Annotated in this window: 20 protein-coding genes; 9 read left to right on the forward strand and 11 right to left on the reverse strand. The window is 65.2% G+C overall.

All coding sequences use genetic code 11. The features are described from left to right. Positions 1–29 precede the first annotated feature (29 nt). Together petA and Q8R75_RS05075 are read right to left on the reverse strand one after the other, a co-directional pair. Complete coding sequence (petA, locus tag Q8R75_RS05070; protein ID WP_305614109.1) at positions 30–653, reverse strand: ubiquinol-cytochrome c reductase iron-sulfur subunit; 624 nt, start codon at positions 651–653, stop codon at positions 30–32. A gap of 308 nt (positions 654–961) precedes the next feature. Continuing rightward, entirely contained in the window at positions 962–2,305 is a 1,344-nt protein-coding gene (locus Q8R75_RS05075; RefSeq protein WP_305614110.1) for a sigma 54-interacting transcriptional regulator, read from the reverse strand. Positions 2,306–2,624: 319 nt separating this feature from the next. On the opposite strand from Q8R75_RS05075, the gene Q8R75_RS05080 reads away from it, so the two are divergent. From Q8R75_RS05080 to Q8R75_RS05095, 4 genes are all read left to right on the forward strand, one after another. Next, on the forward strand, positions 2,625–3,980 hold the full coding sequence (locus tag Q8R75_RS05080) for an FAD/NAD(P)-binding oxidoreductase (protein WP_305614111.1): 1,356 nt from the start codon (positions 2,625–2,627) through the stop codon (positions 3,978–3,980). A gap of 10 nt (positions 3,981–3,990) precedes the next feature. Then, the gene (locus tag Q8R75_RS05085; protein ID WP_305614112.1) at positions 3,991–4,359 is read left to right on the forward strand and encodes a hypothetical protein; all 369 of its coding nucleotides are present in this window, start codon (positions 3,991–3,993) and stop codon (positions 4,357–4,359) included. 166 nt (positions 4,360–4,525) lie between these two features. Next, a complete protein-coding gene (locus tag Q8R75_RS05090) occupies positions 4,526–5,074 on the forward strand; it encodes a rhodanese-like domain-containing protein (protein ID WP_305614113.1) in 549 nt (182 codons plus the stop codon). Between the two features lie 44 nt (positions 5,075–5,118). Further along, positions 5,119–6,240 carry a glutaredoxin family protein gene (locus Q8R75_RS05095; protein ID WP_305614114.1) on the forward strand — a complete coding sequence of 374 codons (1,122 nt, stop codon included), beginning with the start codon at positions 5,119–5,121 and terminating at the stop codon, positions 6,238–6,240. Between the two features lie 208 nt (positions 6,241–6,448). On the opposite strand, the gene lipA is transcribed toward Q8R75_RS05095, so the two are convergent. The 7 genes from lipA to Q8R75_RS05130 form a co-directional block, all read right to left on the reverse strand. After that, on the reverse strand, positions 6,449–7,420 hold the full coding sequence (gene lipA / locus Q8R75_RS05100; RefSeq protein WP_305614115.1) for a lipoyl synthase: 972 nt from the start codon (positions 7,418–7,420) through the stop codon (positions 6,449–6,451). A gap of 41 nt (positions 7,421–7,461) precedes the next feature. Continuing rightward, entirely contained in the window at positions 7,462–7,755 is a 294-nt protein-coding gene (locus tag Q8R75_RS05105) for a type II toxin-antitoxin system RelE/ParE family toxin (RefSeq protein ID WP_305614116.1), read from the reverse strand. Then, positions 7,752–7,976 carry an addiction module protein gene (locus Q8R75_RS05110; protein ID WP_305614136.1) on the reverse strand — a complete coding sequence of 75 codons (225 nt, stop codon included), beginning with the start codon at positions 7,974–7,976 and terminating at the stop codon, positions 7,752–7,754. Before Q8R75_RS05110 ends, Q8R75_RS05105 begins: the two co-directional genes overlap by 4 nt. A gap of 120 nt (positions 7,977–8,096) precedes the next feature. After that, positions 8,097–8,441, reverse strand: a complete 345-nt coding sequence (locus Q8R75_RS05115) for a hypothetical protein (RefSeq protein ID WP_305614117.1) — start codon at positions 8,439–8,441, stop codon at positions 8,097–8,099. 53 nt (positions 8,442–8,494) lie between these two features. Further along, on the reverse strand, positions 8,495–9,118 hold the full coding sequence (lipB, locus tag Q8R75_RS05120) for a lipoyl(octanoyl) transferase LipB (RefSeq protein ID WP_305614118.1): 624 nt from the start codon (positions 9,116–9,118) through the stop codon (positions 8,495–8,497). Further along, the gene (locus tag Q8R75_RS05125; RefSeq protein WP_305614119.1) at positions 9,115–9,375 is read right to left on the reverse strand and encodes a DUF493 domain-containing protein; all 261 of its coding nucleotides are present in this window, start codon (positions 9,373–9,375) and stop codon (positions 9,115–9,117) included. Before Q8R75_RS05125 ends, lipB begins: the two co-directional genes overlap by 4 nt. 9 nt (positions 9,376–9,384) lie before the next feature. Continuing rightward, complete coding sequence (locus tag Q8R75_RS05130; protein WP_305614120.1) at positions 9,385–10,530, reverse strand: D-alanyl-D-alanine carboxypeptidase family protein; 1,146 nt, start codon at positions 10,528–10,530, stop codon at positions 9,385–9,387. Positions 10,531–10,688: 158 nt separating this feature from the next. Between Q8R75_RS05130 and Q8R75_RS05135 the strand changes: the two genes are divergently transcribed. The 5 genes from Q8R75_RS05135 to Q8R75_RS05155 all read left to right on the forward strand — a co-directional run bounded on the left by Q8R75_RS05135 (position 10,689) and on the right by Q8R75_RS05155 (position 17,084). Then, positions 10,689–11,024: a hypothetical protein gene (locus Q8R75_RS05135; protein WP_305614121.1), complete on the forward strand. Its 336-nt coding sequence runs from the start codon at positions 10,689–10,691 to the stop codon at positions 11,022–11,024. A 119-nt stretch (positions 11,025–11,143) separates the two neighbouring features. Then, positions 11,144–12,367: a TolC family protein gene (locus tag Q8R75_RS05140; protein ID WP_305614122.1), complete on the forward strand. Its 1,224-nt coding sequence runs from the start codon at positions 11,144–11,146 to the stop codon at positions 12,365–12,367. A gap of 56 nt (positions 12,368–12,423) precedes the next feature. Then, entirely contained in the window at positions 12,424–13,578 is a 1,155-nt protein-coding gene (locus Q8R75_RS05145; RefSeq protein WP_305614123.1) for an efflux RND transporter periplasmic adaptor subunit, read from the forward strand. Between the two features lie 49 nt (positions 13,579–13,627). Next, positions 13,628–16,729 (forward strand): efflux RND transporter permease subunit, encoded by a 3,102-nt coding sequence (locus Q8R75_RS05150; RefSeq protein WP_305614124.1) that lies wholly within the window; start codon positions 13,628–13,630, stop codon positions 16,727–16,729. A 16-nt stretch (positions 16,730–16,745) separates the two neighbouring features. Next, positions 16,746–17,084 (forward strand): P-II family nitrogen regulator, encoded by a 339-nt coding sequence (locus tag Q8R75_RS05155; RefSeq protein WP_305614125.1) that lies wholly within the window; start codon positions 16,746–16,748, stop codon positions 17,082–17,084. Positions 17,085–17,127: 43 nt separating this feature from the next. Here Q8R75_RS05155 and Q8R75_RS05160 read toward each other — a convergent pair whose 3' ends face one another. Together Q8R75_RS05160 and Q8R75_RS05165 are read right to left on the reverse strand one after the other, a co-directional pair. Continuing rightward, complete coding sequence (locus Q8R75_RS05160; protein ID WP_305614126.1) at positions 17,128–18,198, reverse strand: DMT family transporter; 1,071 nt, start codon at positions 18,196–18,198, stop codon at positions 17,128–17,130. After that, a complete protein-coding gene (locus tag Q8R75_RS05165) occupies positions 18,195–18,575 on the reverse strand; it encodes a hypothetical protein (RefSeq protein WP_305614127.1) in 381 nt (126 codons plus the stop codon). Before Q8R75_RS05165 ends, Q8R75_RS05160 begins: the two co-directional genes overlap by 4 nt. Positions 18,576–18,579 lie beyond the last annotated feature (4 nt).

Consider the following 18,579-nt stretch of genomic DNA (forward strand, 5'->3'; position numbering starts at 1 on the left):
ACGGCCTTGATCGACTTCGGTTCCCGGCTTCAGGCCGCTGTGGCGCCCTCATCGCCGATCAGCAGCCGCGTATCCGACAGCCACTGGTAGGGCGGCACTTCGAGATTGGTCGGCGCCGGCTGGTTGCGGAACACGCGTCCCGCGAGGTCGAACGTCGAGCCGTGGCAGGGGCACAGGAAGCCGCCCGGCCAGTCGTCGCCCAGCCCGGAGCTGCTGCCGGTGTCGATCTTTTCGGTCGGCGAGCAGCCGAGGTGGGTGCAGATGCCGATCACCACCAGATAGTCGGCGCGGCGCGCTCGCTCGCGGTTGGCGGCGTAAGCAGGCTGCTGCGCTTCGGCGGATGTGGCGTCAGCCAGCCGGGCTTCGTGCTGCTCGAGCAGTGCCAGCATGTCCGACGTGCGGTGCAGCACCCACACCGGTTTGCCGCGCCATTCGACGGTCATCATGCTGCCGGGCGCAAGTTTGCTCACGTCGGCTTCGACCGGCGCACCGGCGGCGCGCGCCCGGTCGGACGGCGCAAAGCTGGACAGGAAGGGGACGGCGGTCGCCGCCACGGCGATTGCGCCGACACCGGTGGTGGCGATCAGCAGGCGGCGGCGGTCGGCGCACATCGCGTGCGGGAGGAGGGCGGGCAGTTCGATCGTGTGGGTCATGGCACGGGCTCCGGTGATGCATGCGGAAAAGGACGAAGCCGGCGGACCGGGTCACGGCTGGCATCGGGCGCGGACGCGTTGGCCGAGTGCGGTGTGGAAGGGCGCGGCCAGCACGGTCGATCGGGGCGCTTGCCTGCCCCGGTTGCCGGTTTCTGTCACTGGACATTCGCAATCCGCGTGCCATCCGGTACTTTCAGCACTGCGCGCCGTTTGCGGCCGAAGTGTCGGCCAGCATCCACTGCCGCGCTGCCAGCGCAGGCAGGGCTGCCTGCCAGCGATGGCGCAGTCGCGCCGGTCGCTGCCCGGATTCAGTCCTGTGCGATGCCCAGCGCGCGCAGCCGGCGATACAGCGTGCGTTCGCTGATGCCGAGCTTGCGGGCGAGCTCATGACGGCTGCCGGTGTGGTTGCGCACCACTCGCGCGAGCATTTGACGCTGCGCCTCTTCCAGATCCACCGCCGCCTCGCCCTCCACCGGCTGCCCGTCGGTCGCGTTCCGGCGGGCGGGACCGGTGCAACCCACGCGCACCTCCTCATCGAGATGCTGCGTGCCGATTTCTTCGCCGTCGCACAGCAGGCTGGCACGCTCCAGCACATTGCGCAATTCGCGCACATTGCCGGGGAAGGCGTGCGCCTGAAGCGCACGCATGGCCGATGGTGACACGGTCAGCCGCCGACCCGGTGCGACACGCGCCAGCAGCGATTCGACCAGCAGCGGCAGATCCTCGCGTCGCTCGCGCAGCGGCGGCACAACGATGGGGAAGGCATTCAGCCGGTAGTACAGGTCCTGCCGGAAGCGGCCTTCCGCAATCATCTGCTTCAGCGGCCGGTGCGTGGCCGACACCAGGCGGATATCGGCGCGCATCAGTTCGGTGGAGCCAACGCGGCGATAGGTACCGGTTTCCAGCAGGCGCAGCAGCTTCACCTGCATGGTCAGCGGAATGTCGCCCAGTTCGTCGAGGAACAGCGTGCCGCCGCTGGCCGCCTCGACCAGTCCTGCCTTGCGCGCGATGGCGCCGGTGAAGGCGCCCTTTTCGTGGCCGAACAGCTCGCTTTCGAACAGCGTGTCCTGCAGGCCGGAACAGTCAACCGCGACGAAGGCGCGGTCGGCGCGCCGGCTGGCGTCATGCACCGCTTGCGCCACCAGTTCCTTGCCGCTGCCGGATTCGCCCTGCAGCAGCACGCTGGCGTCCGACGGCGCCACCCGCGCGACCAGTTCGAGCATGCGCTGGAAGGCCGGCGCGCGGCCGATCAGGCCACTGCGATCGGATACGCCCCGCGCCACCTTCAGCGGTTCCATCTTTTCGATGAACCACGCAATGTCGCCGCTGCCGTTGCGCACCGGCGTCAGTTCGATGTTCACGTATTCCTCGCCGCGCGGCGTCTGGTGCAGATGCAGCACGCGCTCGCGCTGTTCCGATTCGAGGCTGCGCGCCAGCGGGCAGGCCTCTCCGGCGCGGTCGCACGGCACGCTGTAGTGGTGCGACACGTCGTAGCAGGTGCGCCCGATCACGCTGCGGTTGCCGCCGAACTGGCTGCGATAGGCCTTGTTGGCGGCGATCACGCGGTAGTCGCGGTCGAACAGGATGTGCGGTTCGGGTGCCAGTTCGATGAACGACACCAGTTCAGGCAGCGGACGCAGTTCGTCTGACATGGGGCTGACAGTTCTGACGTGCTCGGGCTGTCAGTCTGTGTCGCTGTCAGCCTCACGGTCAAGCGTTGCCATTCGAAATCTTCGTCAAGCCCCTGATTGATAAATACTTTAAATCTTCTTTCCGAGGCTGGCACGAGACTTGTTCAGTGATGCTTGTGCAAGCGGAATCCGCCCTGGATCTGGCAGGCCGGACGCTTGCGCGTGACGCGTGCGCGCGCCGGACCTTCATCGGCGATACCGCTCGGAAACCCGTCTGGCGGCGATCACCCACCGGGCGACAAAGGCAATCGACAAGGCGAAAAGCCGGGAGGAGACATTCATGAAACACCGAACACAGGACGTCGCTGGAACGACAGTGCTGCCGGACATCGGCCGGCGCCGCTTCATGCTGCGCGCTTCGGCACTGCCGCTGGGCGCCGCAGCACTTGGCGCGGCGACATCGCGCCCGGCACGGGCGGCGGTGAAGACCTCGGCGCACATCGTCATCGCCGGCAGCGGCCTGGGCGGTGTGGCGATTGCCAACCGGCTGGCGCGCGAACTCGACGGCGCGAAGATCACCATTGTCGACCGCAAGGAAATCCACAACTACCAGCCGGGCTACACGCTGGTGGCGACCGGTATCTGGCCGGTGGACAAGGTGAGCGACCGCAATGCCGACCTGTTGCCCGGCCGCGTCGAATGGGTAAAGGACATGGCGGCCGGGTTCGAGCCCGATGCCAACACGCTGATCACCGAAGGCGGCCAGCGCATCCGCTACGACTATCTGGTGGTGGCGACCGGCCTGCATCTGGATTATGCGCAGATCGACGGCATGGATGTGTCGGCCATCGGGGCCAACGGCCTGACCAGCGTCTACCCCGGCCCGCAGGCGGCGCAGGCGACCTGGCTGGCGATGGACGCCTTTCGCCGCCAGGGTGGCGAGGCGCTGATGACCCTTCCGGCGACGCCGCTCAAGTGCGCCGGTGCGCCACTGAAGATGACCTTCATGCTGGCGGACCGGCTACGCGAGGCCGGCACGCGCGCGTCGTCGAAAGTGAGCTTCCACTCCGCGCTGGACAATATCTTCAGCGTGAAGCCGGTCAATGACGATGTGCTCCGCCGATGGGCGGACCTAAACGTGCCGGTCACCTTCAACAGCAAGCTGGTGGCGATCGACATCGGCGCGCGCCGCGCCACCTTCCTGACGCCGGAGGGCGAGCGCAACGAAATGGGCTACGACTTCATCCACGTGGTGCCGCCGATGCGCGCACCGGACGCGGTGAAGAACAGCACGCTCGCCTGGCAGGACGGTCCGTTCGCAGCCGGCGGCTGGCTGGAGGTGGACAAGGAAACGCTGCGCCACCGACGCTATCCGAACGTGTTCGGTCTGGGCGACATCAATGGCACGCCGCGCGGCAAGACGGCGGCGACGATCAAGAAGAGCGCACCCGTCGTCGCGCAGAACCTGATCGACGTGATCGCCGGCGGTGAGCCGTCGCAGCGCTTCGACGGCTATACCTCCTGCCCGCTGCTGCTGCGCGAAGGCTCGGCGCTGCTGGTGGAATTCGACTACGAAGGCCGCCTGGTGCCGTCACTGCCGATGATCGAACCGCTGCAGGACAGCTATTTCGCCTGGTTGATGAAATACCGCCTGCTCAAGCCCGCCTACATGGCGGTGGCCAAGGGCAGGGTTTGAGGAGAACGACATGTACGAAATATGGCTGGCCCTGAACATCGTGTTCGAACTGGCACTGACGGAGTTGCCGTGGATCGCGGGTGGCGCGGCGGTATGGATCGCGCTCATGTCGGCGGCGCTGTTGCGCCGGCACGCCCACTGGCGGGAAGCGCTACCGGCATCGCTGATCATCGGCGCGACCTTTGCCGCGCTGGCGCTCTGGCTGGTGCCGTTGGTGACCCGGTCCTCGATCGACGAAATGGGTTACTGGGTCGACTGGGCCAATCTGATCGGCCTGTCGGTGGCTGTCGGCGCGCTGGTGTTCGCCTTCGTCTGGCCCCTGCTGACTGCGGTGTCCGGCCCGCGCCGTGACACCCCCACGCCGGACGTACAGACATGAAGGTTGCTGGAGACCGGCTCGGGGCGGAATGCGAATGTGCTGCACGCTGCGTGACCGGCACGGACCACCCCGCGCGTTCCGTCGGTGATCGCAGTCACTGGCAGGGGCGCGCGAAAGGCGCACGATGAAGCCATGCAAACGCACTGAACCAGGAGAACCACACATCATGAAAAGACTGTTCCTCGCTGCCGCGCTGTCGCTGGCAAGTCTTGCCGCATCCGCCGTCGACATCGCGATTTCCGCCGCCGACGCGCACGCCGCGGTACAGAAGGCCGACAGCAAGGTGCTGCTGGTCGATGTGCGCGATCCGGTCGAAATCATGTTCGTCGGCTTCACCGACGCGGCGCACGTGAACATTCCCTACCTGATTGTCGACCGCACGAAGTGGAATGCCGAGAAGAACGTGTTCAAGACCTTCCAGAATCCCGACTTCGCCGTGCAGATCAAGGCCGAACTGGACAAGCGCGGGCTGGGCACCGATGCCGAAGTCATCACCCTGTGCCGTTCCGGCAGCGAACGCGGCGAACCGAGTGCTGCCTTCCTGCGTGCCAATGGCTTCCCGAATGCGCGTTTCGTCGAAAACGGTTTCCAGGGCGCGCAAATCAAGGACGGCCCGCAGAAGGGCTTCCGACTGCAGAACGGCTGGCAGAACTCCGGCCTGCCGTGGAGCATGAAGATGAATCCGGACAAGATGTACCGCAGCGACCGGCCGTGACAAGGGCGCGATAATCGGGCATTCCTTGAAGGTACCGTTGCTCGATGACCTTCGCCCGCCCCCGATCATTCCTGCTGCATCTGTTGTGGTGCGTGTTGCTGACCCTGTCCGCGACAGCGGTCCGGGCCGGCGACGCCGACAGCACCTTGCATGTCTATGTGCAGCGCGGTTGCATGCACTGCGCCGAGGCAAAGCGCTTTCTCGACGATGTGCAATCCTCCGAGCGGCCGGGGCTGCGCATCGTCTATCACGACGTGATCGCCGACCAGGCGGCGCGCGATCAACTGATCACGCTGTCGCAGCAGGCCGGCATCTGGCCACCCGGCGTGCCCACCTTCGTGCTGGGCGGGCGGGTGATCAGCGGCTTCGACGGCGGACCGGCGCTGCTCGCCTTCATTGCCGACACCGGCCTCGCCCCACCGTCCGCCCCACTGCACCTGCCGCTGATCGGCGAACTGGATGTGGCGCGGCTCGGCTTGCCGGCATTCACGCTCGCACTCGGCCTTCTGGACGGCTTCAACCCGTGCGCGATGTGGGTGCTGCTGTTCCTGCTGTCGCTGCTGGTGCGGCTGCAGGACAGGCGCCGCATGGCGCTGATCGCAGGCACCTTCGTGCTGGTCAGCGGTGCGGTGTATTTCGTGTTCATGGCGGCCTGGCTCAACCTGTTTCTGGCGGTCGGACTGACGCCGCTGGTGCGCGGCACACTGGGCTTGCTGGCGCTGGTCATCGGTGCGATCAATGTGAAGGATTTCTTCGCCTTCGGCCGCGGGCTGTCGATGTCGATTCCGGAGGTGGCCAAGCCCGGCCTGTACGCGCGCATGCGCCGCGTCGTGCAGGCGCCGTCGTTGCCTGTGTCGTTGTTGTCGGTGGCCGCGCTCGCCGTGCTGGTGAACCTCATCGAGCTGCTGTGCACGGCGGGTCTGCCGGCGCTCTACACCTCGGTGCTGGCGCAGCAGGCACTGAGCCCGGCGGCGCACTACGGCTATCTTGCGTTGTACATCGCCGGTTACATCGCCGATGACGCGCTCATGGTCGGCACTGCGGTTGCCGCATTGGGCAGCGGCAAGCTCACCGAGCGCGGCGGCCGCGTGCTCAAGCTGATCAGCGGCCTGGTGATGTTGGCACTGGGTGTGGTGATGCTGCTGCGCCCCGACTGGCTGGTCTGATCAACCGTCAGGTTCTCGAGAAAAATTCAACGAATTCAACGTTTGGCGATGTCTGTCGTAGGAGCGGACCCCGTCCGCGATCTGGTCTCCAGATACGTGATGTCGCATTGCGAAGCTCCGCATCGCGGACGGGGTCCGCTCCTACGAATGGCGGGCTCGGACGGGGGTGCTCGCCGAAACCCTGCTACACCCCTCCAGGCGATCCGTACTACGCCCCAAGACCGCCGATGTCGACACCGGCGGCGTGCGCCTGCTGGTCGGCGTGGTAGCTGGAGCGCACCATCGGGCCGCAGGCGGCGTGGGTGAAGCCCATGGCGTTGGCTTCGCGTTCGAACATCGCGAAGCCGTCCGGATGCACATAGCGCAGCACCGGAAGGTGGCCGCCGGAAGGTTGCAGGTACTGGCCCAGCGTCAGCATCTGCACGTCGTGTGCGCGCAGGTCGCGCATCACCTGCAGGATTTCGTCGTCGGTTTCGCCCAGCCCGAGCATCAGGCCGCTTTTCGTTGGCACCTCGGGGTGCAGCGCGCGGAAGTCCTTCAGCAGGCGCAGCGAATGCGCATAGTCGGAGCCCGGCCGCACCTGTGCGTACAGCCGCGGCACCGATTCGAGGTTGTGGTTCATCACGTCGGGCGGCGCGGCGTTGAGGATGCCCAGCGCCACATCGAGCCGGCCGCGGAAGTCGGGCACCAGCACTTCGATGGTGGTGCGCGGCGAATGCGCACGCACGGCCCGGATGCAGTCGACGAAGTGCTGCGCGCCGCCGTCGCGCAGGTCGTCGCGGTCCACGCTGGTGATCACCACGTAGTTCAGTTTCAGCGCGGCGATGGTTTTCGCCAGTTTTTCCGGTTCGTCGACATCCAGCGGGTCGGGCCTGCCATGGCCGACGTCGCAGAACGGGCAGCGGCGCGTGCACTTGTCGCCCATGATCATGAAGGTGGCGGTGCCCTTGCCGAAGCACTCGCCGATGTTCGGACAGCTCGCCTCTTCGCACACCGTATGCAGGTCGTGTTCGCGCAGGATCTGCTTGATTTCGCCGAAGCGGCTGTCCGGGCGCGCCGCGCGCACGCGGATCCAGTCCGGCTTGCGCAGCGTTTCCGCCGGCACCACCTTGATCGGGATGCGGGCAGTCTTCAGCGAACCCTTCTGTTTGTGGGTCGGGTCGTAGGTGGTGTCGGTCATGGTGGTTGGTATCCGTCTGGGCGCTGGATTCGTCCGGTTCTTCAGCGGCGTTCGTCGCCGTGGCCGGGATCGCGATTCTGGTGGCGTACGACAAGTATGTGAATACCCTTGTCCTCTTCAACATAAATGAGGGCGTACGGAAACTGGTAGAGCGGAAACCAGCGCCTGCCTCCCTCTGTCGGTGTTCCAAGCCCCGGATTGCCGGCAAGCAATTCCGCGACGCGTCCGAATTCACTGATGAACCGCGCGGCAAGCGCCTTCCCGCCTTCACGACGGTAGAAACCTGCTGCCGCGGCAAGATCGGCAGCTGCGCCGCCGTGCAGCGAATACGTCAAAGCAGTTCCGAACGCAACTGATCCAGAAATTCCGGTCCGGGTATCGACCGCGCCGCGCCGCTCTCAAATTCGGCCTGACGATTGGCCGCCAGGCGGTCCCATGCTTCATCGAGCAACTTGTCGGCATCCAGCCGAGCGATGACCCGGTCGAGAAATCGTGCCCGGTCAGGTACCGAGAGCCGCAGAAACTCTGCTTCGAGCACTTCAACGGATGTTGTCATCACGCGCACCTCACATAAATCACGCTGATTAAATCGTCATGCAGCCAAATCTTACCGATCAACAGCTCACAAAGCTCGCAAGCCCAGGTCAGTCGTATTCGGCCGCGTGTCAGCCGGGAACTACGATTGTCGAAGGAATTCGTAAACCTCATTGGGAGAGTGGACGGCAAATCCATCGATACCACCCGCAACCGGCTTTTCAGCGATAGCGCGGACAGCATCAAGCAGCCTAACCTTGTGCGCAAAAACATCCCTGCTGCGCAACCCCGGATTCACATCGAGAACTTCGACCAGTATGGTTTCGGCATCACTCTTGCTCATGAAGAAGTGAAGTGGCCTGCGACCGGGATACGCAGGGTGAGGAATGGCAAGGTACTGTTCAGAAGTCGCCTCCTTCAATACCCATGCCTCGGCATCTTCCGAGAACTCCGAAACTAGGGTTTCCAACGAGAGCGGGTCGGTCACGGGATGGTTCCTAACGGTGTACTCGGGTTATAAGGTCGAGCCAACGACCTGACTCATCCATAGAGGGCGCGCTGTAGCGCGTCGGTCAGTTGCCGGCAGATCGCCTCCGGTGGGAGATCGATGCCGAGCTCGCGCGTCTGCGTGACGCGCAATCCACTGTAGCCGCAGGGGTTGATCGCGGCAAACGGTGAAAGATCCATGTCGACGTTGAGTGACACGCCGTGATACGTGTGGCCGTGCTTCACGCGCAGGCCGAGCGCGGCGATCTTGGCGTCGTCACCGGCCGGGCCGACATAGACGCCGGGCGCGCCGGCGCGCCGCCGGGCCTCGACGCCGTGTCCGGCCAGCAGGTCGATGACCGCCTGCTCGATGCGGTTGACCAGCTCGCGCACGCCGAGGCCGGCGCGTTTCAGGTCGAGCAGCGTGTAGATCACCACCTGGCCGGGGCCGTGGTAGGTGATCTGGCCACCGCGGTCGGATTCGACCACCGGCACGCCGATGTCGTGCAGCAGGTGGTCGCGCTTGCCGGCCAGCCCGAGCGTGAACACCGGCGGGTGTTCGACCTGCCAGAACTGGTCCGGCAGGTGTTCGGCTGTAGCGCGTGCGTTGTACGCCTTCATCGCGTCGAACACCTCGCTGTAGCCGACGCGCCCGAGTGGCACGACCTGTGCCGTCACAGCACCACTTTCACCATCGGGTGGCTGCTCAGTTCGCGATACAGCGCATCGAGCTGTTCGCGCGACGTGGCGCGGATGGTCGCGGTCAGACTGATGTAGCGCCCGCCCGACGACGGCCGCATTTCGAGGCTGGCCGGCACGAAGTCCGGCGCGTGGCGCAGCACCACATTGACCATTTCCTGCGCGAAGTCGTCATGGCGTTCGCCCATGATCTTCAGCGGAAAGTCGGTCGGAAAATCGAGCAGGCTGTCGGTCATGTCAGCGTGTCACCAGCCGAACCACAGTCGTATCGTGTCCCAGACGCGGCGGAAGAAGCCGCCTTCCTCGACCGCCGTCTGCGCCACCAGCGCCACCTCGCCGACCGGCTGGCCGTCGAGCAGCAGCTTCATCGTGCCCAGTTGCTGGCCGACGGCGACCGGCGCGATCACCGGTGTCGTCAGCACGATGTCGCGCGTGGCCCTGGCGGCCTGGCCGCGCGGCAGCGTCAGCACCACGTCGCTGACCGGGCCGACCGTCACCAGCGCCGCCGCACCCTTGTATACAGCGGGCTGGCCGAGCGCCTCGCCGGCGGCCGCGAGCTTCGCATTTTCGTAGGCGTTGAAGCCGTAGTTCAGCAGGGCGCGCGACGATTCGATGCGGCCGCTCTCGTTCGGTGCGCCGAGCAGCACAGACACCACGCGCCGCCCGTCGCGCTTTGCCGACGACACCAGGCACCAGCCGGCGGCATCGGTGAAGCCGGTCTTCAGGCCATCCACACTGGGGTCGATCGTCAGCAGCCGGTTACGGTTGCCCTGCTTGATGTTGTTGTAGGTGTAGTCGAGCGTCGAATACAGCCCGTAGTACTCCGGAAAGTCGCGGATCAGCGCGCGCGCCAGCAGCGACAGGTCGCGGGCAGTCGTGAAATGTCCGGCTTCCGTCAGGCCGTTGGCGTTGCGATACTGCGTGCCGGTCATGCCGAGGCGCTGCGCCTCGCGCGTCATCATCTGCGCGAACGCTTCTTCCGAACCGGCAATGACTTCGGCCAGTGCAACACAGGCGTCATTGCCGGACTGGATGATCATGCCCTTGAGCAGTTCTTCCACGGTGACCGGACGATCCGGCGCAATGAACATTTTCGAGCCGCCGGTCTTCCAGGCCTTCACGCTGACCGGCACCGTCTGCTCAGGTTTGAGCTGGCCGGTCTTGAGGGCCTTGAAAGTCAGATAGGCCGTCATCAGCTTGGTCAGCGAAGCCGGGTCAACCTGGTCGTCCGGCCGCGACTCGGCCATGACGGTGCCGGATTCGTGGTCGACCAGCAGCCACGCCTTCGCATTCGGCTGCGGCGGCGGAATCAGGTCTGCCAGGGCGGGGGAGGACATCAGTACGCTCAGGACAGGAAGGACGAATGCAGTGCAGCGCAACAACTTCAGCATGTAGGATTACCGGTGTGGGAGAACAGCTGGCGTAGTTTAGCAAAGCTGGCCGGATGACCGGCATGGATGGTGCTTGATGCTGTATTGTGGTGCGCTGCAAAATATGCGGCGCGCCAGGGGAAGGAACTTTTGACCGACGCCACGACTCGGAGACCTCTATGGTTCTCGCACGCACGTTGCTTTTCATCGGCTTGATGTTGATCGCGCTGTCGTCCCTCTGGACGAGCGCCGATACCGCCGTTGACGACAGTTTCGATGCACCGCTCGGGTGCGAAACATGCACCGGCGTCGAAGCGTCGCTCGACGTGCCGCTGGACCCGCACAGTGCGCTGAGCCATTTTCTCAGCATTGCGGGTGACCCGACCGATCCGGTTGCGGCTCACATCATTCCCGGTCGGTCCTTTTCCGGACGCCCCGCGCTGGACAGCGAAATATTCTCACTGCAGCAACCGGAACCTGCCCAGGTTCTGCTGCGGCCGCCCCGGCTCGCCTGACCGGGCGCCCCGCGGGGCGCCATGCCCGGGCTTTCACCCGGTGCTCCAGATCGTTTCAGCGCTGCGTGGCCGGACGTGCACGCGGCCAGACCCGTCCATTGAAATCACTACGCAGAACCATGAAAACAAAAGCAATCGCCTTGCTGGCCGTCATCGGCCTTTGCGTGCAGGCGGCTCACGCCGCCGAGCCTTACACGCTGGAACAACTGAAAGCGCTGGCAATGGAAGCGAATCCTTCGCTGGGCGCCGCGCGGGCCGATGTCGAGGTCAGTCGCGCCGACACCCTCACCGCGCGTGCCTATCCCAATCCGGAGCTGGAAGTGATGGGAGGTGACCGGAACTCGCGCGGTCCCAATCTCGCGCCCGGATCGCTCGGCACGATAGGCCTGTCGCAGCGCTTCGATTACCCGTCGCAGCGTGACGCCCGGCTGCGTGTGGCCGAGGCTGGCGTGGTGTCGGCGCAGTCCGGTGTGCAGTCGTTCGAAATCGACCTGCTCGCGCAGCTCAAGCAGAACTACTACCTGGTCATCCGCTTTCAGGACGAGCTGCGCGCCGCGCGGGAAGATCTGGAACTGGCGCGCTCGATCCGCAACCGGGTCGAGGTGCGCGTCAACACCGGCGAGGCGCCGCGGTATGAATTGATCCGCGCCGATACCGAATTGCTGACCGCACAGAAGAATGCCGACGCCGCCGTGCTGCGCATCGTGCAGGCCAAGACCCGGCTGCGCGCGCTGGTCGCCGGTCAGCTGCCGGAAGATTTCGACCTGCAGGGCGAACTGGAGCGCGACGCCGAGCTGCCGCCGCTGGGTCAGCTGCGCGACGACATGCTGGCGCGCAACCCGGAAATCTTCCGTCTGAAGGCCGAGATCAACCGCTTCACCGAGCAGCGCGAGCTGGAAAAGCTGCGCCGCATGCCGGACGTGTCGCTCAAGCTGGCGCGCGACCGCGACCCGGAATACGACGCCAATCGGATCGGCGTCGCCGTGACCATCCCGATCTTCGATCGCCGTCAGGGCCAGATTGCTCAGGCCGGCGCGCAGGTCGAGCGCACCCGTCTGCAGCTGGACAACCGGCTGTTCCAGCTGCAGCAGCAGCTCGACGCGGCCTACCGCCAGTTCGAACTGTCGCGCAACCAGGTCAGCGCACTCGAAACCGGCATCGTGCGTGAAGCGGAAGCGGCACTGAAGGTGGCTGAAGCCGCCTACCGGTTCGGCGAGCGCGGCATTCTCGACTTCCTCGACGCACAGCGCGTGTTCCGCGCCGTGCGCAACGAACTGATCAGCGCGCGCTATGACCTGAGCGCGGCCGTGGTCGAGATCGAGCGGCTCAGCGCCGTCCGCTGACGCGCCGCCCTGCCCGCTCCGCTACCCATTCCAATCCTCAAGATCCTGGACCGAACATGACTTCAATCACCCGTCCGCTGCTCTACGCCAGCCTGCTTGGCGCTTCCCTGATATTCGCCGGCTGCGGCGAAGCCGACAAGGCCGAACCGGCCAAGGCCGCCGCACCGGCCGACCCCAATCTGGTGTCGGCCGGCGAAAACCTGACCCGCATCATCCAGCTGGGTGAAGTGACCAGCGTCGAACTGTCCGACATGCTGCGCGTGGCGGGTCAGGTCGATTTCGACGAACAGCGCATCACCCGCATCGGTGCCACCGTCACCGGTCGCATCAGCGAACTGCAGGCCGTGCTGGGCCAGCAGGTGAAGGTCGGCCAGACGCTGGCGGTGCTCAACAGCACGGAACTGGGCGCCGCCCAGCTTTCCTACATGAAGGCGCGCGCACAGGCGCAACTGAACCAGCGCAGCGTCGAGCGCGCCCGCCAGTTGCTCGATGCCGACGTGATCGGCAGCGCCGAGCTGCAGCGGCGCGAGAGCGAACTGGCGATTTCGCAGTCCGAACAGCGTGCCGCGGCTGACCAGCTGCGCGTGCTTGGCGTCAGTCAGCGGGCACTCGACAAGCTGACCGAAACCGGTGCCATCAATTCGGTATCGCCGGTGGTGGCGACCATGGCGGGCACCGTGGTGGAGCGCAAGGTCACCCAGGGTCAGGTGGTGCAGCCGAGCGAAGTGCTGTTTTCCATTGCCGACCTGTCACGTGTGTGGGTCGAAGCGGAAGTGCCGGAGCAGCAGGCCGGTCAGGTGCAGGCGGGCCAGAACATCCAGGTCGAAATTCCGTCGCTCGGCCAGCAGCTCACCGCCAAGCTGATCTACATCGCCGACATCGTCGATCCGGTCACCCGCACGGTGACCGTGCGTAGTGAGCTGGACAACAGCGACCGTTCGCTCAAGCCCGCCATGCTGGCCACCGTACTGATCGAAACCCGCCCGACCAGGCGACTTGCCGTACCGGGCAAGGCGGTGGTACGCGAAAGCGACAACGACCAGGTGTTCGTCGAGGTGGCCCCGGGCCAGTACCGCATGACGCCAGTCAAGCTCGGCCAGGCGATCGGCGAATTGCGGCCGGTGATGTCCGGACTGACCGAAGGGCAGCGCATCGTGACCGACGGTGCCTTCCATCTGAACAACGAGCGCAAGCGCAAGGAAACGGACTGATGTCCGGATCTGCCGCCTTGTCCCCACTCGCTACCGGATCGGATGAAACATGATTGAAGCTCTTGTACGCGGGGCGCTCAAACAGCGCCTCGTGATCGTCGTGGTTGCGCTGTGTCTGCTGGCCTTCGGCCTGGATGCCGCGCGCAAGCTGTCGGTGGATGCCTTCCCCGACGTGACCAACGTTCAGGTGCAGATCGCCACCGACGCACCCGGGCGCTCGCCGGAAGAGGTCGAGCGCTTCATCACCGTGCCGGTCGAAATCGGCATGACCGGCCTGCCCGGCCTGGTCGAAATGCGCTCGCTGAACAAGCCAGGTCTGTCGCTGATCACTTTGGTGTTTACCGACAAGACCGATCTGTACTTCGCGCGCCAGCTGGTGATGGAACGCCTGCTCGAAGTGCGCGACCGCATGCCCGCGGGCGTGGTGCCGGTGCTCGGTCCGGTGTCCACCGGACTGGGCGAGGTATACCAATACACGCTGGTGAAGCCGGACGACGGTGACCGCGAACTGACGCAGGCCGAACTGACCGAGCGGCGCACCGTACAGGACTGGGTGGTGCGGCCGCTGCTGCGCTCGACCACCGGTGTCGCGGAAATCAATTCGCAGGGCGGCTTCCAGAAACAGTACAAGGTGCTGGTCAATCCGGACCGGCTGCGCCACTACGGCCTGACGGTGAAGGATGTGTACGAGGCGCTGGGCCGCAACAACGCCAACGCAGGCGGCGGCATCCTGCCGCAGAACGCCGAGCAGTACCTGATCCGCGGCGTCGGTCTGGTGCAGAACCTCGAGGATATCCGCCTCATCGTGGTGAAGGAGGTCGGCGGTACGCCGGTGTACATCCGCGACGTGGCAGAGGTCGCCTTCGGTCATGCGGTGCGCGTGGGCGCGGTGGTCAAGAACGGCACCACCGAGGCGGTTGGTGGTGTCGTCATGATGATGGCGGGTGGCAACGCCAAGGCCGTGGTGTCGGACATCAAGAAGAAGGTGACCGAGATCAACGACAAGAACATGCTGCCCGGCGGCCTGAAGATCGAGCCTTACTACGATCGATCCGAACTGGTCGATGCCGCGCTCGCCACCGTCATCAAGGTGCTGATTGAAGGCGTCATCTTCGTCGTCATCGTGCTCTATCTGTTCCTGGGCGACCTGCGCTCCTCCATCATCGTCATTGCCACGCTGGTGATCACGCCGCTGGTCACCTTCATCGTGATGAACCAGGTCGGGCTGTCGGCCAACCTGATGTCGCTCGGGGGGCTCGCGATCGCGATCGGACTGATGGTGGACGGCTCGGTCGTGGTGGTCGAAAACGCCTTCGAGCGGCTCGGCCATGCCAAGGAAGAGGGCGAAAGCCGCATCCGCGTCATTTTGTCCGCGGTGATGGAGGTGGCCACGCCGGTCATCTTCGGCATCGGCATCATCATTCTGGTGTTCCTGCCGCTGATGACGCTGCAGGGCATGGAAGGCAAGATGTTCGCGCCGCTCGCCTACACCATCGCCATCGCGCTGTTCGTTTCGCTGGTGCTGGCGCTGACGCTGACGCCGGTGCTGTCGAGCTATCTGCTCAAGGGCGGGGCCGACCACGATACCTGGCTGATCCGGATGCTGAAGAAGCCCTACCTCCCGATGCTCACCTGGGCGGTGGCCAACAGCAAGAAGACGGTGTTGCTGGCGGTGCTGACTTTCATCGGCGCGCTTGCGATGTTGCCCTTCCTCGGTACCGCCTTCATTCCGGAAATGAAGGAAGGTTCGGTCGTGCCGGCCATGGACCGGGTGCCCAATATTTCGCTCGAAGAGTCGCTGAAGATGGAGCGCGAGGCGATGCGGTTGGTGATGGAAGTGCCGGGCGTGAAGTCGGCGGTGTCCGGCGTGGGTCGCGGCGAATCGCCGGCCGACCCGCAGTCGCAGAACGAGTCGACGCCCATCGTGTCGCTCAAGCCGCGTGACGAGTGGCCGGAAGGCTGGACGCAGGAAACCATCCAGGACGCCATGCGCGAAAAGCTCGCAGCGCTGCCCGGCGTCAACATCATCATGGCGCAGCCGATTTCCGACCGGGTCGACGAAATGGTCACCGGCGTGCGGGCTGACGTGGCGGTGAAGATTTTCGGTTACGACCTCGACACGCTGCGCGACAAGGGCGCGGAAATCGCGCGCGTGGCGCGCACCGTGCCGGGCGCATCCGAAATCAAGATCGAGCGGGTGACCGGCCAGCAGTATCTGACCATCGAAATCGACCGCCGCACGATTGCCCGCCACGGCCTCAATGTGGCGGACATCAACGACCTGATCGAAGCGGCCATCGGCGGTCGCCACGTCACCGACGTGTTCGAGGGCGAGCGGCGCTTTGCCGCGGTGGTGCGTCTGCCCGAGCGCTTCCGCGACAACATCGAAGCCATCAGCAACATGTTGATCACCACGCCGGACGGTGCGCAGCTGCCGCTGTCCAGCCTGGCGAGCATCGACGTGCGCGACGGCCCGGCGCAGATTTCGCGCGAAACCGGCAAGCGGAGAATCGTGATCGGCATCAACGTGGCCAACCGCGACCTCGGCGGTTTCGTGGCCGAACTGCAACAGAAGGTCGGTGCCGAGGTCGAACTGCCCGAGGGTTACTACTTCGAGTGGGGCGGCCAGTTCCAGAACATGGAGCGCGCGCTGGGCCACCTGTCGATCATCGTACCGATCACGGTGGCGGCGATCTTCTTCCTGCTGTTCCTGCTGTTCGGGTCGGTCAGGTTCGCCACACTGATCATCACGGTGCTGCCGTTCGCGTCGATCGGCGGTGTGATCGGGCTGTTCATCAGCGGCGAATACCTGTCGGTGCCCGCCTCGGTCGGCTTCATCGCGCTGTGGGGTATCGCGGTGCTCAACGGCGTGGTACTGGTGTCCTACATCCGCAACCTGCGCAACGAAGGCATGGAGTTGATGCAGGCGGTCGTGCATGGCGCAAAGATGCGCTTCCGGCCGGTGATGATGACCGCCACCGTTGCGACGCTGGGTCTGGTGCCCTTCCTGTTCGCCACCGGACCGGGTTCGGAAGTTCAGCGGCCGCTCGCCATCGTGGTGATCGGCGGCCTGATCACCTGCACGCTGCTCACCCTCGTCGTGGTGCCCGCCCTCTATACCTGGTTTGACGACAAGCCCTACGAGGCCTGATTCAAGGAGCATTGAGATGAAGGAAATCAGAGCGGTCATCCGCCCGAACAAGCTGGCCCGGCTGCGCACCGTGCTGCGCGAAATGCCCGGCTTCCAGGGCATGACGATCAGCAAGGTCGAAGGGTGCGGGTCGCCCACCGAACACGTGCCGCGTGGCATCAAGGACGAACTGACCGACTACTCGGCCAAGGTACGCGTCGAAATCGTTGCGCAGGAAGAACTGGTCGATGAAATCGTGCGCCGCATCGTCAGCGTCGCCTGCACCGGCCAGACCGGTGACGGGCTGGTGTGGGTGGTGCCGGTCGATCGAGCGGTATTCATCAACAAGACCACGGTGGGCTCACCGTTGGGCTGAGGAAAAAGCTGAAAAAGGGCGATCACCGGCATGGCGGCGTACGTCAGTGGCGGTGATCGTGCTGATGATGTGCGTCAGGCAGGTGTTCATGGGTGTGCGTAGCGGGCGGGTGCGGGTGCAGATGACTGTGCGGACCTGACGGTACGGGGTCATGCAGGTGCGTGTGGTGCCCGTCGTCATGGGTGTGCGCGTGTTCATGCATCAGTGCCGGATGCCGGTGACGGTGGGCGTGTGATTCCGACAAGTGAAGCAGCACGCCGGCCAGCATCAGCACGCCGGCAGCGATTCCCGCAATACCGAGATCACGTTCGCCCAGCGCGAACGCGCCGAGCGCACCGATGAACGGTGCGAAGGCAAATACCGATCCGGTGCGGGCGGCACCGAAAGTGCGCTGTGCCAGCAGATAGAAACGCAGGCTGAAGCCGTACCCCGTCGCGCCCACGACGAGCAGTCCGCACGTGGCAAGCACGGTGGGCGCGGCATGACCCATGAGCACCGCCAGCGCCGTGGTGGCACCAGCACCGATCAGCCCCTTGAAAACGACCACCTGACCAGGGTCGCGGTCGGCCAGCACGCGTGACAGCGTATTGTCTGCACCCCAGGCAACCGTGGCGACCAGCACGGCAAGCAGGCCCGCAAACTCGCCTCCACCGGTCTGTGCCCGGTCAGTCATCAGCACCGCCGCGCCAGCCGTGATCAACAGCATCGCCAGCCAGGCTTTCCGGCCCATGTCCTCGCGGTAGAGAAGACGGGCAAGCAGCGCGGTGACCAGCGCTTCAAGCGTAAGCAGCAAGGATGCGCCGGCGGCGCTGGCATGCTGAAGCCCCCATGCAAGGGCGACCGGCGCGATGACGGCTCCACACGCTGCCATGCCCAGCAGGACCGGCATGTCGCGGCGGCGCACGCGGGCTTCGCGCGTCACTGGCTGGATCAGGGACAGTCCGGCCGCCGCGGCACCGACATAGAGCAGCGCCGCCGTGATCAGCGGACTGACGTCTCGTCCGAGCAGGCTGATCAGCGGCGTGCTGAGGCCGAACAGCAGCGCCGCCAGCAAGGCGAGCGCCCCGCCGCGCAGTGCGGGCGAGGCAACGGTGCCGGGTGGAGCGCGTTTCACTGCGGGATGCTGAAACGCACCGTCATTGTTTTTCCCGCAGCGTTCGTGATCGTGGCGACCGCCTTCGCGCCGGGAGCCAGCTTGATGCCCTCGGCGAACAACCGGTTGCCGCCGGCGGGTTCGAGCACCGCTTCGGATTTCGTCTTGCCGTCGAGTACTGTCAGCTTGCCGCTCATGCCGCTGCTGGACCGGGCAAATCCATGGTCGTCGATGTGAATCGTTGCGCCCGCGCCATCGGCGACCAGTTCGAAGTCGAGATCGCTCACCTTCTGCACGACGCCGCCGTGGCGCGGTTTTGCTTCGTCGTGTGCAGATGCGGTATGCGGGGTTGCTGCGGCAGCGCAGACAAGTGCGGCGATCAGGAAGGTCTTTTTCATGGCA

This window comes from Methyloversatilis sp. (assembly GCF_030696805.1).
Classification (GTDB): domain Bacteria; phylum Pseudomonadota; class Gammaproteobacteria; order Burkholderiales; family Rhodocyclaceae; genus Methyloversatilis.

Coding starts and splice junctions, on each gene's coding strand:
- petA (WP_305614109.1), bottom strand. CDS start 653: ATGACCCACACGATCGAACTGCCCGCCCTCCTCCCGCACGCGATGTGC.
- Q8R75_RS05075 (WP_305614110.1), bottom strand. CDS start 2,305: ATGTCAGACGAACTGCGTCCGCTGCCTGAACTGGTGTCGTTCATCGAA.
- Q8R75_RS05080 (WP_305614111.1), top strand. CDS start 2,625: ATGAAACACCGAACACAGGACGTCGCTGGAACGACAGTGCTGCCGGAC.
- Q8R75_RS05085 (WP_305614112.1), top strand. CDS start 3,991: ATGTACGAAATATGGCTGGCCCTGAACATCGTGTTCGAACTGGCACTG.
- Q8R75_RS05090 (WP_305614113.1), top strand. CDS start 4,526: ATGAAAAGACTGTTCCTCGCTGCCGCGCTGTCGCTGGCAAGTCTTGCC.
- Q8R75_RS05095 (WP_305614114.1), top strand. CDS start 5,119: ATGACCTTCGCCCGCCCCCGATCATTCCTGCTGCATCTGTTGTGGTGC.
- lipA (WP_305614115.1), bottom strand. CDS start 7,420: ATGACCGACACCACCTACGACCCGACCCACAAACAGAAGGGTTCGCTG.
- Q8R75_RS05110 (WP_305614136.1), bottom strand. CDS start 7,976: ATGACAACATCCGTTGAAGTGCTCGAAGCAGAGTTTCTGCGGCTCTCG.
- Q8R75_RS05125 (WP_305614119.1), bottom strand. CDS start 9,375: ATGACCGACAGCCTGCTCGATTTTCCGACCGACTTTCCGCTGAAGATC.
- Q8R75_RS05130 (WP_305614120.1), bottom strand. CDS start 10,530: ATGCTGAAGTTGTTGCGCTGCACTGCATTCGTCCTTCCTGTCCTGAGC.
- Q8R75_RS05135 (WP_305614121.1), top strand. CDS start 10,689: ATGGTTCTCGCACGCACGTTGCTTTTCATCGGCTTGATGTTGATCGCG.
- Q8R75_RS05140 (WP_305614122.1), top strand. CDS start 11,144: ATGAAAACAAAAGCAATCGCCTTGCTGGCCGTCATCGGCCTTTGCGTG.
- Q8R75_RS05145 (WP_305614123.1), top strand. CDS start 12,424: ATGACTTCAATCACCCGTCCGCTGCTCTACGCCAGCCTGCTTGGCGCT.
- Q8R75_RS05150 (WP_305614124.1), top strand. CDS start 13,628: ATGATTGAAGCTCTTGTACGCGGGGCGCTCAAACAGCGCCTCGTGATC.
- Q8R75_RS05155 (WP_305614125.1), top strand. CDS start 16,746: ATGAAGGAAATCAGAGCGGTCATCCGCCCGAACAAGCTGGCCCGGCTG.
- Q8R75_RS05165 (WP_305614127.1), bottom strand. CDS start 18,575: ATGAAAAAGACCTTCCTGATCGCCGCACTTGTCTGCGCTGCCGCAGCA.